A 13,289-nucleotide genomic window follows, 5' to 3' on the forward strand; every position below is an offset into this window, starting at 1 on the left:
CTTAGTGGACCAATCGGTCCATCCGGACATTCGATGCGATCAGCCGGCCACCGGACAGTTCGAGCACCCGGTCCACCAGGTCGAGTCCCTCCCCCCGGTGTGCGAACACCAGTACGGTCCGGCCACCCGCCGCGTCCAGCAGATCCGCCATCAGTGCCCGCGCCCCGGCCTCGTCGATCCCCTCGGTGGGCTCGTCCAGTACCAGCACGTCCGGTTCCGCGAGCAGCGCCCGTGCCGTGGCGAGCCGCCGCCGCTGCCCACCCGAGATCGTGCTTCCCCCGGTGCCCAGCCAGGTGTCCAGCCCGTCCGGAAGCCCGGCCAGCCACCCACCGAGCCCGACCCGGCGCAGCACCTCCACCAGTGCCGCGTCGCTCACTCCGGGCGCCGCGAGCCGCAGGTTCTCACGCACCGTCGACGCGAACACGTGCCCCGTCTCCTCCCCGACGACCACGATCTTCCCTCCGGCGCGGACCTCCCCGCTCCGTGCGGGCAGCAGCCCGCCGGCGACCGCCGCCAGCGTCGACTTCCCGGCCCCCGACCGCCCGGTGACAGCCACCCGTTCCCCGCGCCGCAGTTCGAGATCCAGCCCATCGAGCGCCGCGGCCCCTGTGGGATCCCACCCGGCCACCAGCCCCCGCACACACAGCGTCCCCGTTTCGGCGGTCTGATCCCCGCGGTCGGCGTCCGGGTGGGCTTCATCCGCGGGGAGGCACTCCTGAGCTCCTGCCGAAGCCGGAACCGGATCGGCCGTCAGGGCGGCCACCCTCGCCTCCGCACCGGCCGCGTGCCGCCGCGCGATCGCCGCCTCCGGCAGCGCCACCAGCGACTCCCCGAGCGCCACCACGCCCAGCAGCAGCACCGCGTTCCACTCCGCCGACAGCCCGCCACGCGCCAGCGCCATCGCCGCCCCGGCCACCGCGATTCCCCACCCCAGGTGGGCCAGCGCCAGGCTCAGACCACCGGTCCGCGCCTGCCGCGCCTCCAGCTTCGCGAGGGTGTCACTGCGCGTTTCCGGTACGCCCGCAGCCCCGCCCCCGCCCCCGATCTCCTCGACGCCGTCTACCGCTTCGACCAGCGCGTCGCGCAACTCCGCACGGGCCTTCCCGGTGGCCGCCTCCTGCCGGTCCGCCAGCCACCCGGCCGTCATCGGCGCCACGACTCCCGCCACGACCACCCCGGCGGCCAGCGGAATCGCGATCACCGGCGCCGCCCAGACGGCCGCCACCCCGGCGATCCCGGCCGTCAGCGCCGCCGCGGCAGCCGGCAGCCGTCCCCGGAGCAGCCCGTCCACGCGGGCGTCCACGTCGTCGACCAGACGAGTGAGCAGTTCCCCGCGCCGGTGCAGTCGCGGCCCCGGCACGCGCGGGATCAGCTCCGCGTAGACCCGGGCCCGTCGCCTCCCCAGCCGTGCGAACGCCACATCGTGTGCCACGAGCCGTTCCAGGTACCGCAGCAGCGGACGTGCCACCGCGCTACCTCGCACCAGCACGACCGCCGCCGACAGCGTCAGCACCGGCGGCAACGAGGCGGCCCGCACCAGCAGCCAGGCCGCGGCCCCGGTGAGCACCAGCCCCCCGATCGACGCCGCAGCCCCGAGCACGACGGCGACCCCGACCCGCCGCCCCGCTCCCTCCGCCTCGTCCCGCCTCGTCTGGTCCCGCTCCACCGCGACCTCGTCCACGCCGGCAGAGACGTCCACGCCGGCAGAGACATCCACGCCGGCAGAGACATCCACGTGGGCAGAGACGGCCACGTGGGCAGAGACGTCAGAGCCAGTACCGCTGTCCACGCCGGCGGAGGCGGCAGGGTCTGCAGGGATGTCAGAGCCTGCAGAGACGCCAGGGCTGGCTGGGCTGGCAGGCGTGGCGCCCGCGCCCGCAGCCGGGCGGCCCGTACTCGCCTCCGCCACCGTGGGCGGATACACCGTCACGACCCGATCCGCCGCGTTCAGCAGAGCGGGCCGGTGCGCCACGACCAGCACCGCGCACCCACGCTCCGCGAATTCCCGCAACCGCCCCACGACCAGCCGCTCCGCCGCCGCGTCCAGATGCGCCGTCGGCTCATCCAGCAGCAGCGTCACGACCGGGGTCGCCCGCGGTAGAGGCCCGCTCCCCGAGAGGCGCGACACCCTGAGATCGCCGCTCCCCCCGGACCGGGAAGCCTCGGACGGCTCCCCGTGCACACCCCGGCCCGACCGCTCAGCGGTCGTCGCGGTCGTCGCGGCCCCCCGCCCGGCCCGGTACAGCAGCGCCGCGAGCGCCAGCCGCTGCCGCTGCCCGGCCGAGATCCCGCCCCCGTGCTCCCCGAGCGCCGTACCCGCCCCGATCTCCCCGTCCAGCCCGACGGTCTGCAGCGCTGCCCGGATCTCCCCCAGGGAGGCACCCTCGGGGAACACGTCCCCCACGACGCGCGCGTGCGGCAGCGACGGCTTCTGCGGCAGGTAGAACGCCGTCCCCACCGCGACAGCGCCCGCCTCCGCCGGATGCAGCCCGGCCAGCACCCGCAGCGCCGTGGTCTTCCCCGTCCCCGACTCCCCGCGGAGCGCGACCATCTCCCCGCCGCGCACCGCCAGCTCATCGAGCCGTACGGCATCCCCGGCCACCCCGTCATAGCGCGCCCGCAGCCCGGCGGCGACCACCCCCCACCGCACCCCGCGGTCGGAGTGGGACCCCCCGGAGACCACCCCCACAAAGGACGCGGCGGCACCGGATGCCGCGACGCCGGCGGAACGGACACCGGCGGAACGGACGCCGGGAGAGGGGACGTCCGGCGCGGACACCGGAGACGTCAGGATCTCGTCCACATCGGCGATCACCGCGCTCGCGTCCGTCGACGCGTGGTACTTCGCCGCCATCTCCCGCAGCGGCCGGTACGCCTCCGGCGCCAGCAGGATCACCAGCAGCGCCGGCCCCAGCTCCATCGACCCGGCCGCCACCCGTAGCCCCGCCTCGACCGCGATCAGCCCCACCGACAGCGTTCCCACCAGGTCGAGCGCCGTCGACGACAGGAACGCCACCTTGAGCACCCGCATGGTGGCCCGCCGGTGCCGGTCGGTCAGCTCGGCGATCACGCCGATCTGCCGTTCTGCCCGCCCGTACATCCGCAGTGTCCCGAGCCCGCGCACCACGTCGAGGAAGTGCCCGGCCAGCCGCGCGTCGGCCGCCCACCGCTGACGCGCCCGGGCCTGCGTCGCCCACCCGATCAGCGCGCCGAGAACCGGGATCAGCGGCAGCGTGACCAGCGCGATCAGGCCGGACGCCGGGTCCACCAGCGCCATCACCACGATCACCGCCGGTGGCAGCAGTACCCCGAGCACCAGCGACGGCAGGTACCCGGAGAACCACGGCCGGAGGGCGTCCAGCCCGGTGCCGAGCACGGTGCTGAGCCGGCCCTGCCCGTACCCGGCGACCCAGCCGGGCCCCCTGCGTACGATCGTCGCCAGAAGTGACCGGCGCAGCTGGCCGGTCACCCGCGCCGCGGTCCGCCGCGCCACCACCTGCTCGGCCCAGGCGAGTAGCCCGCGCGCCGTGAACGCGCCCGCGAGCAGCGCGACCGCCTCCCCGCGCGAGTCACCCGGCAGCCACCGGGCCACCCCCGGCCCGGCGATCGCCAGCGTCAGCGCGTACGCGATCGCCAGCGTCACCGCCGCTTGACCGCTCCCGATCAGGGCGAGCAGTGCGATCCCACCCCGGCTGGCTCGCGCGTGCCGTAGCAGCCGCGGATCGATCGGCCCGCGCGATTCCCGCCGCCCCGGCATCCGTCCCCGCTCGTCGCGGGCGGATTCCGCCGAGCCCGCGCCGACACCCGAAACCGCCGCGCTGCCGGAGCCCGCCGCGCTGCCGGAGCCCGCCGCGCTGCCGGAGCCAGCGCCTCGCCCGCCCGGCACCGCCTTCCCCGTGGACCCGAACGCCATCGCACTCACGACGCCACCCGTTCGCTGGCGATCCGCCGCCGGAACACCCAGTATGACCAGGTCTGGTACGCGACCACCCCGGGCAGCACGATCACCCCCGCCACCGTCAGCAGGCGCAGCGCCGAGGGTGTCGCCGCCGCCGACTCCCGGGTCAGCGACCACGCCGGATCCAGCGTGCTCAGCAGCACCACGTCCCCGTGCGCCGTGAACACCGCGACCACCGCCCCGGCGACCCCGGCCGCGATGACCGCGAACGCCCGTCCCTCCCAGCCCCGCCGGGCGAGTAGTCCCGCCCCGAAGCTGAGTGCCGCCGCGAGCAGGGTCAGCTTCGACCCGGTGGCGATCCCGGCCGCGAGCAGCGCCACCGCCCCGAGGCTGCCGCCGTGCTTGGCCAGGGCGCGGGCCCGCCGCCGGACCGGCCCGGTGGTCCGCAGCGCCAGGAACGCCGCGCCGAGCAGGATCGCCCCGAGCAGCGCGGCGCCCGCGCCGAGCCCGGCAGCCGGGGTGAAGAGCGGTGACAGGCTGCGCCCGAGCCCGCTGCCGGTGACCGATCCGTCCGCGCCGAGCGCCAGCCCGTCCACGAAGACCCCGAGCTGCGCGCCCCAGAGCAACACTATGCCGGCCGACGACCCGGCGAGCAGCAGGTCGCAGCGCCGCCGCCAGCCGGGGGAGTCGTGCTTGCCGCGGAATTCGAGGGCTACCCCGCGGACCGCCAGCAGCAGCAGGATCGCGACCATCGGCAGGTAGAGCGCGGAGAGCAGGACCGCGTACCAGTCGGGGAACGCCGCGAAGGTGACCCCGATCGCGGCGACCAGCCACACCTCGTTGCCGTCCCAGAACGGCCCGACCGTACGGATGACCGCACCCCGCTCGTGGTCGTCGCGCCCGAGTAGTGGCGCGAGGATGCCGACGCCGAAGTCGAAGCCCTCGAGGACGAAGTAGAGCACCCAGGCGAGGACGAGGATCGCGAACCAGAAGGTGATCATGAGGGGGGTCTCCTAGTAAGCCGGGGCGAGTTCGGCTGACTTATCAGAAATATCCGAGATATCAGGACGCAGCGGCTTCCGCGACAGGTGGACGACGAGCCTGCACCACGCCACCGCCAGGAACCCGTAGATCACGGTGAACCCCACCAGCGATGCGATCACCTCGGCACTCGTCAGCCCCGGCGAGATCCCGTCCGACACCTTGGAGATCCCGAACGCGAGCCACGGCTGCCGCGCCGTCTCGGTGAACACCCACCCGAACGTGTTCGCCGCCGCGGGCAGTGCCGGCGAGATCAGCAGCACCCGCTTCACCCAGGTGGGCGTACCCGAACCCATCTGCAGGAAGCGGGGCAGAAGCGGAATCCGGAGGCGGCGCGAAGCGGCCGACACCCAGAGGTAGTACGCCGCGAACGCCATCCCCAGCACCCCGGCCCCGATCATCAGCCGGAACGTCCAGAACGCCACCGGGATCATCGGCACGTAGCTCCCGGCCCCGTACTGCGCGCTGTACTGCGCCTGCAGGTCGTCGATCCCCTGGACGGTCCCGTTGAACGACCCGGTCCCCAGGAACGAGAGCAGCTTCGGGATCTCGATGGTCAGGAACGGCTTCTCGTGCCCGAGCCTGCCGAGCGCGAAGACCGAGAACGGCGCCCCGGTGGTGGTCTCGTAGAGCGCCTCGGCGGCCGCCATCTTCATCGGCTGCACCGCGGTCATCACCTTGCCGAGGTGGTCCCCGCTGAGCGCGGTCCCGGCCCCGCCGATGAGCATCAGCCACGCGCCGAGCCGCCCCAGCGTCCGGAAGGCGTTGTCCGCGACAGTGCGCCACACCCCGATCGCCATCAGCAGCCCGCCGCCGGCCATCATCGCCCCGGCCATCGTGTGCGGGAACGCGGCGAGCACCACCTCGTTGGTCATCAGTTCCCGGAAGCTGGTCAGGTGGGCGCGCCCGGTGGTGGCATCGATGGCGTACGCGACCGGGTTCTGCATGAACGAGTTCGCCGCCAGGATGATGTACGCCGAGAGCAGCGTCCCCACCGCCACGATCACGATGGTCGCCGTGTGCACCGCCCGGGGCAGCCGTTCCCACCCGAAGTACCAGAGCGCCAGGAACGTCGCCTCGAGGAAGAACGCGAGCATCCCCTCGATCGCCAGGGTCGGCCCGAACACGTCGCCGTAGAACTTCGCGAACGCGCTCCAGCCGAGCCCGAACTGGAACTCCTGCACCAGTCCGGTGACCACGCCGACCGCGAAGGTGACGATCAGCAGCTTGCCGACGAACTTGGTGAGCAGCAGGTGCCGTTCGTTCCGCGACCGCAGCCAGGCGATCTGGAGCCCGGCCGCGGTCGCGCTCAGGCAGATCGAGAGCGGCACGAACAGGTAGTGGTAGATCGTCACGACCGCGAACTGCAAGCGCGTCAGGTCGAGCACGTCCATCGGGTAGCCCCTTCTACGACTCTTCGTAGTAGATACTACGCAACGTAGTACGACTGGCCCTAGTAGGATGGGACACATGGCACTTGGCGACCTCGAACGTGAGGTCATGGCACAGCTCTGGGACGCTCGCGAGCCGCTGACCGTACGGCAGGTTCACGAGCGGGTCGGCCGCGACCGTGATCTGGCGTACACGACCGTGATGACCGTGCTCGACCGCCTCGCCAAGAAACGCCTGGTGATCCAGCAGAAGGCCGACCGCGCGTACCGGTACGTGCCGGCGCAGAGCCGCGAGGAGATGACCGCGGCCCTGATGATGGACGCGCTCAGCTCCACCACCGACCAGGACGCCGCCCTCGCGTACTTCCTGGGCCAGCTCCCGCCGGGTACCCTTGCGGCCGCCATGGAAGAAGCTAAAAACAACGAGACGTGACGGCACTCGTCCTGGGTGCGCTCGGGCTGACCCTCTCGCTGGTCGTCCCGGGTGTGCTGGCCGCCGCACGCTGGCCGGACCGCGCGCCGGCCGCCGCCGTCCTGCTCTGGCAGGCGATCACCCTGACCGCGGTGCTCTGCGCCCTCGGTGTGGTGCTCGCCGGCCCCGAGGAACTGACCCGCGAGGCCGGCGCCGAGCACCCGATCACCGCCGCCGCGCTGGTCTTCTCGCTCCTGGTGGCCGGGACGATCGTGATCCGGCTGCTGATCTCGCTCGGCCGGGTGACCTACCGGGCGCGGGCGCGACGGGCCCGGCACCGGATGCTGGTCGACCTGCTCGACCGGGTGGAGCGCCACCAGGAACTGAGCGGCGACGAGGTACGGGTCCTCGACGGCCCCCTGCCGCTGGCCTACTGCGTCCCCGGGCGCGAACCCCGCGTGGTGCTCTCCGACGCCGTGCTGCGTGTGCTGGACGCCCCGCAGGTCGACGCGGTCCTCGCCCACGAGCGGGCGCACCTGCGGCACCGGCACGAGCTGGTGATGGAGAGCTTCACCGCGTTCTATCAGGCCGTGCCGCCGCCGCTGCGGAGCCGGGCGCCGCTGGACGCCGTACACGAGCTGCTGGAGATGGTGGCGGACGACGCCGCGCGCCGCCGCACCGGGCCGGACCCGCTGCGGGCCGCGCTCGCCCGTCTCTCCGACGCCGTGCCGCTCGCCGGGGAGGCCGCGCCGGCCGGCCGGGCGGGGGAGGCGCGGCGCCGCCGACTGGACCGCCTGGACGGCCCGGACCGGACCTCGAGCCCCCTCACCGCCGTTGCCGGCGCCGGGGCGATCGGGCTCGTCGTGCTACCCACCGTGATCGTCGTGGTGCCCTGGCTCACGCTGGCCCTGAAAGCCTGGCCGTTTCGGTGACCCTGCGTATCGGGGGGTGTGCGTGCGGTATCCCTCCCGGCGCGCGCTTCATTTGGCCCCATGATCCGAGTACGGTGGTCCCCGGTTCGGCAGCCCCCCATCGTCCATCCGGCCGATCTGACGAACCACCGCCTAATCGCCGAGAGGCGAGCCGGGGACCCACGTTCCCGGGGTGAAGCCGCGTACCCCGCGGCCGGGCGTGCTTCCCGCCCGAACCCGACAGCTAACCCGGTCGGCGGCCGAGTGGGAAGAAAGGACAACGCGCCCACGTGAAACGGATTGGTGTGCGCGGCCTGGTGCACAGTGTGCTGTGCGCCGTCGCCGCGGCCGGAATCGTTCTCACCGGTCCTGCAGTTGCCCACGCCACACCCTCGCCGTCCAGCGTCGAGGACAAGATCGACAAGCAGTGGAACGAGCTCGAGCCCGTCATCGAGGACTACAACGACGTGCACGGCAAGCTGACCAAGCTGCAGAAGCAGCAGAAGGATCTCGCCAAGAAGCTCGATCCGCTGGAGGCTCAGGTCGAGGCCGCGATGAAGGACGTGCGCGGTCTCGCCGCGGACGCCTACATGCAGGGCCCGCCGAGCGTCTTCACGGCTCTCCTGGAGAGCGGCTCGGCCGACGGACTGACCGAGAAGCTCACGTATCTCGACCAGTTCTCCCAGAGCCGCGAGGATTCGATCGCCAGTGTGGTGAAACTGCGCAACAAGTACGCCGCCGACAAGCAGACCCTGGACAAGCTTGCCGCCGAGATCTCCACCCGCGACGCCGACCTGAAGACCAAGAAGGTGGCGATCGAGAAGGAGATCACGTCGCTCCAGAAGCTGCGGCTGACGGCGTACAAGGCGTCGGACGCCGACGACGGCCCGTACAAGACGGGGCCCTGCCCGGTCACCTACACCAACGACAAGGGTGGACGGGCCGCTCAGAAGGCGTGCGACCTGATCGGCAAGCCCTACGTCTTCGGCTCGGAGGGTCCGAACAGCTACGACTGCTCGGGTCTGACGAAGGCGGCGTGGGCCTCGGTCGGCGTCAGCCTGGAGCACTACACGAAGGATCAGTGGAACTCCACCAAGGCGGTCAGCCGGAGCGAATTGAAGCCCGGCGACCTGGTCTTCTACTACTCCGACGTGCACCACGTGGCCATCTACATCGGTGGCGGCATGGTGGTCCACGCCCCGCACACGGGCGACTATGTGCGGATGGCGACGATTGATCGAGGGCCGATCGCGGGCTATCGCCGACCGGCTTAGTGGTCATTCCGCGCAGAGGGCCGCTTCCGCTCCGGCGGTGGCGGCCCTCTCTGCCCCGGCTTCTCCCGTACGCCCGGAAGCTTCTCCCGTACGCCCGGAGCAGTGCGGTCACCCGCCCCGATGATGGTCGAGCAGCCTCCGCAGCAGTCTGGTGAGCTGCTCCCGCTCGGCCTCCGACAGCGGCTCCAGCAGTTCGTCCTGGACCTCGGCCACCCGTTCCCCCAGCTCCTTCGCTCGCGCCGCCCCCGCCCCGGTCAGCGTGATCACGTTCCGCCGCCGGTCCGCCGGATCGGGTGACCGGGCCACGAAGCCGGCCCCCTCCAGCTCGTTCAGCGCGCCGACCAGGTCGCTGAGATGGATCCCGGTCCGCCGCCCGAGCGCCGCCTGACTGGCCGCCCCGTCCGCCTCCAGCGACGCCAGCAGCCGGTAGTGGTATCCCCGCGCCCCGACCGCCGCGAACCCGTCCCCGACGAGCCGATGCGCGTACGCGGCCGTCTGTGACAGCAGCCAGCTAGCCAGATGATCCATGTGTCCAGGATAACATTGGCCCTCCTAACGTTAGTGAGTCTAACGTTAGTCATATGAACGTTAGAGACATGAATGAATTCCGCCTCCACGTCCCCCGGTCCGACCTCGACGACCTGCATGCCCGCCTCGCCGGTGCCCGCTGGCCCGATGAGCTCCCCGGTGCCGGCGCGAGCGACGACTACGGCATCCCGCTCGCCCGGGTCCGCGCGCTCGCCGCCCACTGGGCCGCCTTCGACTGGCGCGCCCACGAGGAAGAGTGGAACGCCCTCCCGCAGTACGTCGCCGAGATCGGCGGCGACCGCGTCCACTTCCTGCACCTGCGCCACCCCGACCCGCACGCGTTCCCGATCGTGCTGACCCACGGCTGGCCGGGTTCCAGCGTCGAATTCCTCGACGTGGTGCGCCCCCTCGCCGAGCACTTCCACGTCGTCGTCCCCGCCATCCCGGGCTTCGGCCTCTCCGGCCCCACCACCCGCCCCTGGGGGGTGCGGCGCGTCGCCACCGCCTGGGCCGCGCTGATGTCGGCCCTGGGCTACTCCCGCTACGGCGCCCAGGGCGGCGACGTGGGCGCCGGCGTCTCCCTCCACCTGGCCGCCGTCGCCCCCGGCGAGGTCGCCGCCGTCCACGTGAACTACCTCCCGACGCCCCTCCCGCCGGGTACTCCCGCGTCCTTCGGCGATTCTCTCTCCGATGCCGACCGGTCCCGCCTCGCCGCGATCACGGCCTTCGCCGCCCGCCGTCACCCGCACCAGATCCTCTTCGCGGCGACGCCGCAGACCCCGGCCTACGCCCTGAACGACTCCCCGGTGGGCCTGCTGGCCTTCCTGGCCGAGAAGTTCGACCGCTGGTCCGACCCGTCCACCCCGGTCCCCGTGGACCGCGTCATCGCCGACGTCGCCCACCACTGGCTGTTCCGCACCGCGGCGTCCTCCGCCCGCTTCTTCAAGGAGACCGGCCTCGGCGCCCCACCGGCCCCGTGCCGGGCTCCGGTGGGCGTGGCGGTCCTCCCCGCCGACATCACCCGGTCCGTCCGCCCGCTGGCCACCCGGCGCTACACCATCCCGCACTGGACGGAGTTCCCCCGCGGCGGCCACTTCGCGGCTCTGGAGGTCCCCCGCCTCTTCACCGCGGACGTCACCACCTTCTTCCGGACCCACGCCCCATGACCCCTCCCGGTACGCCCGGGCCCGCGCGAACCGGTCGCTCCGGTCGCCGCGCGCGAGGTCCTGGCTGGTTCCCGGGGGTGTCCCGGGGTCCCCGGGGCACCCGTGGGGGCCGGCCGAGAGGGGCGACCGGGCGGTGGTGCGGCCCGCGCACGGGAAGCGCGGGCATAATCGCCTCTCATGAGCGACGCCTTGATCGACAGCCTCACCGCGGCGGTGCAGGCCCGCCCCGACGACCTGCCGCTCCGGCTGCACCTCGCCGAACTGCTGGTCTCCGCCGGTCGCCCCGCCGAGGCCATCGGCCACGCCGCTCAGGCCCTCGCGGGCGACCCCGCCAACCCGGCCGCCCAGCGCCTGATGGCCGCCGCCCTCGGCACCACGCCCCACAGCGGCCCCACCGGTTCCGCGCTCGCCGAGCCCGCCACCCCCGGCTCCACGGGTTCCGCACTCACCGAACCCGCCGCCCCCGGCCTCGCCGGTCCTATCGCTCCCGGCGCCACCACCCCCGATTCATCCGGGCGAATCGGAAATGTCGACAATGGGAGCGCCGCGAACGGCGCACCGACCGGGAACCACGCAGCCGGACCGGCGAGCGGGACCGGCGCGGCCGACCCGGTGAGCGGCGCCGACCCGGCCGGAAACGGCACCGGCGCGCCGGGCAACGGGGCCGGCGTCGACTGGGCGGCCATGGAGGAGCAGTTCGGCGACGTCGTCCCGCCCCGCTTCGCCGCCGGAGACCAGCACGAGCCCGTCCAGGGCCACGCCGACCGCGCCTTCGACGTCGAGCGCTCCACCGTCACCCTCGCCGACGTCGGCGGGATGGCCGAGGTGAAGAAGCGCCTGGAGGTCTCCTTCCTCGCTCCGCTGCGCAACCCGAAGATGCGCGCCCTCTTCGGCAAGAGCCTCCGCGGCGGCCTGCTGCTCTACGGCCCGCCCGGCTGCGGCAAGACCTTCCTGGCCCGCGCGGTCGCCGGAGAGATGGGCGCCTCGTTCGTCTCGCTCAGCATCACCGACGTGCTGAACATGTGGGTCGGCAGCTCCGAGCGGAACCTGCACGACCTCTTCGAGTCGGCCCGTACCCACGCGCCCTGCGTGCTCTTCCTCGACGAGATCGACGCGCTCGGTCACAAGCGCAGCCAGCTGCACTCCTCGGCGATGCGCACCGTGGTGAACCAGCTGCTCACCGAGCTCGACGGCGTCCAGGGCGGCAACGAGGGGGTCTTCGTCCTGGCCGCCACGAACGCCCCGTGGGACGTGGACGCGGCGCTGCGCCGTCCCGGGCGGCTGGACCGGACCGTGCTGGTGCTCCCGCCGGACCGGGCCGCCCGCGCCGCGATCGCCGAGTACCACCTGCGCGACCGTCCGGTGGCCGGCGTCGACCTGGACGGGGTGGCCGCCGCGACCGAGAACTTCTCCGGCGCGGACATGGCCCACCTCTGCGAGACGGCCGCCGAGTTCGCCATGCGCGACTCGATCGCCACCGGCGAGATCCGGATGATCAACCAGTCGGACATGCTGGCCGCCGCCCGCGAGGTCCGGCCCTCCACCGACGCCTGGTTCACCACCGCCCGCAACGTCGCAATGTTCGCCAACCAGAGCGGCGAGTACGACGACCTGGCCGCGTACCTCAAGAAGCGCAAGTCTCGGTGACGGCGGCGTCGCGCGCGCGACTGCTCGCCGACCTGGGACGTTACGCCGCCGCCGAGGAGGAGATCCGGATCGGTCTGGCGGCCGCGCCCGGCGACCCGGAACTCCTCGTGCTGCTCGCCGCGGTGCTCCGCCTGCAGCGCCGGCACGAGGAGGCGCTCGCCGCGAACACGCTGACCGGCGCCGCCGCGTGCGTCGAGCGGGCCGAGTCCCTGCTGGCTCTCGGCCGTACCCCGGAGGCGATCGGCAGCGCGACCGAGGCGATCGGCCTGCGCCCCGCCGAGCCGGACGGCTACCGGGTCCTGGCGCGGGCCCGCGCGGCGGCCGGCGAGTTCGGCACGGCGCGCGACGCCGCCCGGCAGGCCCTCGCGCTCGGCCCCCGCTCGGTGCCCAGCCTGCTGGTCCTCGCCGAGGTGGAGCGCCTCGCCGGGCGGACCCGTGCCGCCGCCCGGGCCACCCGCGCGGCGCTCGCCGAGGATCCGGAGAGCCCGGGCGGCCGCTGGCTGATCGCCGTCCTCAACGCCGAGCGCCTGCACGTCGGCGAGGCGATGCGGGGGCTGCGCGCGCTCGCCGCCGACCATCCCGGCCGGATCGAGGGCACCGCCCTGGCCTGGCCGGTCCTCGGGCTGCTCGCCGGGTTGCGCCGGGGTCTCGGGGTGGGCGTGCCGCTGGTGGTGGCGGTCCTCCTGGCGGAACACCGGTGGCCGCCCTCGGCCGGGTTCGCCCGTGCCGTCGCGCTGGTCGTCGCGGGGGTGATGGCCGGGTTCGCCGCCCGGGTTCTCCTCCCGGCGGGCCGCCTGCCCTGGCGGTCGCTCGGCCTGCTGCCGCGCCGCCGGGTGCGTGCCGTCGCCCTGGTCGCCGCCGCGGCCTCGGTCACGCTGCTTCTCGCGTACGCCGCGACGGGCGGGTGGGCTCCCCTCCTGCTCGCCCTGGGGGCCACCCTGGTGCTGCTCGCGACCGGTAGGGCCGAACGAATGTAACGGCCGTGTTTCCGGTGCGCGTTACATCACTTCCGCCGGTAAAA

10 protein-coding genes and 1 riboswitch are annotated in these 13,289 nt (G+C 73.3%); of the genes, 6 read left to right on the top strand and 4 right to left on the bottom strand.

Annotated elements, in window-relative coordinates; translation table 11 throughout:
- Position 1: 1 nt before the first annotated feature.
- From cydC to AB0M08_RS39550, 3 genes are all read right to left on the bottom strand, one after another.
- Positions 2-3,757 carry a thiol reductant ABC exporter subunit CydC gene (gene cydC / locus AB0M08_RS39540; RefSeq protein ID WP_364505211.1) on the bottom strand — a complete coding sequence of 1,252 codons (3,756 nt, stop codon included), beginning with the start codon at positions 3,755-3,757 and terminating at the stop codon, positions 2-4.
- 161 nt (positions 3,758-3,918) lie between these two features.
- On the bottom strand, positions 3,919-4,899 hold the full coding sequence (gene cydB / locus AB0M08_RS39545) for a cytochrome d ubiquinol oxidase subunit II (protein WP_364505175.1): 981 nt from the start codon (positions 4,897-4,899) through the stop codon (positions 3,919-3,921).
- Between the two features lie 12 nt (positions 4,900-4,911).
- The gene (locus tag AB0M08_RS39550) at positions 4,912-6,333 is read right to left on the bottom strand and encodes a cytochrome ubiquinol oxidase subunit I (RefSeq protein ID WP_364505177.1); all 1,422 of its coding nucleotides are present in this window, start codon (positions 6,331-6,333) and stop codon (positions 4,912-4,914) included.
- 76 nt (positions 6,334-6,409) lie between these two features.
- Here AB0M08_RS39550 and AB0M08_RS39555 point away from each other — a divergent pair, with 76 nt between their 5' ends.
- The 3 genes from AB0M08_RS39555 (at position 6,410) to AB0M08_RS39565 (ending at position 8,927) form a co-directional block, all read left to right on the top strand.
- Positions 6,410-6,763 (top strand): BlaI/MecI/CopY family transcriptional regulator, encoded by a 354-nt coding sequence (locus AB0M08_RS39555; protein ID WP_364505179.1) that lies wholly within the window; start codon positions 6,410-6,412, stop codon positions 6,761-6,763.
- A complete protein-coding gene (locus AB0M08_RS39560; RefSeq protein ID WP_364505181.1) occupies positions 6,760-7,674 on the top strand; it encodes a M56 family metallopeptidase in 915 nt (304 codons plus the stop codon). The genes AB0M08_RS39555 and AB0M08_RS39560 overlap by 4 nt, the downstream gene beginning before the upstream one ends.
- Before the next feature lie 119 nt (positions 7,675-7,793).
- A riboswitch (cyclic di-AMP (ydaO/yuaA leader) is annotated at positions 7,794-7,927 on the top strand.
- 16 nt (positions 7,928-7,943) lie between these two features.
- Positions 7,944-8,927, top strand: a complete 984-nt coding sequence (locus AB0M08_RS39565; protein ID WP_364505183.1) for an NlpC/P60 family protein — start codon at positions 7,944-7,946, stop codon at positions 8,925-8,927.
- Between the two features lie 108 nt (positions 8,928-9,035).
- Here the strand turns inward: AB0M08_RS39565 and AB0M08_RS39570 are convergent, their stop codons facing one another.
- Positions 9,036-9,455, bottom strand: a complete 420-nt coding sequence (locus AB0M08_RS39570) for a MarR family transcriptional regulator (protein WP_364505185.1) — start codon at positions 9,453-9,455, stop codon at positions 9,036-9,038.
- A gap of 68 nt (positions 9,456-9,523) precedes the next feature.
- Between AB0M08_RS39570 and AB0M08_RS39575 the strand changes: the two genes are divergently transcribed.
- The 3 genes from AB0M08_RS39575 to AB0M08_RS39585 all read left to right on the top strand — a co-directional run bounded on the left by AB0M08_RS39575 (position 9,524) and on the right by AB0M08_RS39585 (position 13,245).
- A complete protein-coding gene (locus AB0M08_RS39575) occupies positions 9,524-10,621 on the top strand; it encodes an epoxide hydrolase family protein (protein ID WP_364505187.1) in 1,098 nt (365 codons plus the stop codon).
- A 177-nt stretch (positions 10,622-10,798) separates the two neighbouring features.
- Positions 10,799-12,268: an AAA family ATPase gene (locus tag AB0M08_RS39580; RefSeq protein WP_364505189.1), complete on the top strand. Its 1,470-nt coding sequence runs from the start codon at positions 10,799-10,801 to the stop codon at positions 12,266-12,268.
- Entirely contained in the window at positions 12,265-13,245 is a 981-nt protein-coding gene (locus tag AB0M08_RS39585; RefSeq protein ID WP_364505191.1) for a tetratricopeptide repeat protein, read from the top strand. The genes AB0M08_RS39580 and AB0M08_RS39585 overlap by 4 nt, the downstream gene beginning before the upstream one ends.
- Positions 13,246-13,289: the final 44 nt, after the last annotated feature.

Origin of the sequence: Actinoplanes sp. NPDC051851 (assembly GCF_040681165.1) — a bacterium.
Taxonomy (GTDB): Bacteria; Actinomycetota; Actinomycetes; order Mycobacteriales; family Micromonosporaceae; genus Actinoplanes.

Bases quoted from the DNA above. Each gene is read 5' to 3' on its own strand.
- cydC (WP_364505211.1), bottom strand. From the start codon at position 3,757: ATGCCGGGGCGGCGGGAATCGCGCGGGCCGATCGATCCGCGGCTGCTA.
- cydB (WP_364505175.1), bottom strand. From the start codon at position 4,899: ATGATCACCTTCTGGTTCGCGATCCTCGTCCTCGCCTGGGTGCTCTAC.
- AB0M08_RS39550 (WP_364505177.1), bottom strand. From the start codon at position 6,333: ATGGACGTGCTCGACCTGACGCGCTTGCAGTTCGCGGTCGTGACGATC.
- AB0M08_RS39555 (WP_364505179.1), top strand. From the start codon at position 6,410: ATGGCACTTGGCGACCTCGAACGTGAGGTCATGGCACAGCTCTGGGAC.
- AB0M08_RS39570 (WP_364505185.1), bottom strand. From the start codon at position 9,455: ATGGATCATCTGGCTAGCTGGCTGCTGTCACAGACGGCCGCGTACGCG.
- AB0M08_RS39575 (WP_364505187.1), top strand. From the start codon at position 9,524: ATGAATGAATTCCGCCTCCACGTCCCCCGGTCCGACCTCGACGACCTG.
- AB0M08_RS39580 (WP_364505189.1), top strand. From the start codon at position 10,799: ATGAGCGACGCCTTGATCGACAGCCTCACCGCGGCGGTGCAGGCCCGC.